Origin of the sequence: Streptomyces sp. SID12488 (assembly GCF_010548275.1) — a bacterium.
Lineage (GTDB): Bacteria > Actinomycetota > Actinomycetes > Streptomycetales > Streptomycetaceae > Streptomyces.
Map to the genome: position 1 here is coordinate 1 of NZ_JAAGLT010000107.1, position 633 is coordinate 633.

The 633-nt window shown below is 65.2% G+C and carries 1 protein-coding gene; it reads left to right on the top strand.

Annotated elements, in window-relative coordinates; translation table 11 throughout:
• The coding region (locus G3I56_RS42715; RefSeq protein ID WP_164418940.1) for an SDR family NAD(P)-dependent oxidoreductase at nucleotides 1-633 on the top strand (633 nt) is incomplete at both ends.

Here is a 633-nt window from a genome sequence, read left to right on the forward strand (position 1 = left end):
CGGACACGGACCTGCCGACGAACGCCCGGCTGCTTACGTCGGCTGTGGTGTCGGGTGAGGCGCAGGTGGCGGTGCGGTCGGGTGGGTTGTTGGTGCCTCGTCTGCGGCGGGTTGTGTCGGGTGGTGGGGTGGTGTCGTGGGGTGTGGGGCCGGTTTTGATCACGGGTGGTACGGGTGGTCTGGGTGCGGTGTTGGCGCGGCATCTGGTGGTGGTGCATGGGGTGCGGTCGTTGGTGTTGGTGAGTCGGCGGGGTGTGGATGCTCCGGGTGCGGGGGAGTTGCGGGCGGAGTTGGAGGCGTTGGGTGTTTCGGTGAGGTTGGCTGCGTGTGATGTGTCCGATCGGGTTGCTTTGGCGGAGTTGCTGGGTGTTGTGGGTGAGTTGTCGGGTGTGGTGCATACGGCGGGTGTGCTGGATGACGTGACGGTGGAGGGGCTGACGGTTGGTCGGCTGGATGCGGTGTTGCGTCCGAAGGTGGATGCGGCGTGGTATCTGCATGAGCTGACTCGGGGGATGGATCTGAAGGCGTTTGTTCTGTATTCGTCGGTCTCTGGTCTGTTGGGTACGGCGGGTCAGGCGAACTATGCGGCGGCGAACACGTTCCTGGATGCGTTGGCTGCGCATCGGCGGGCTG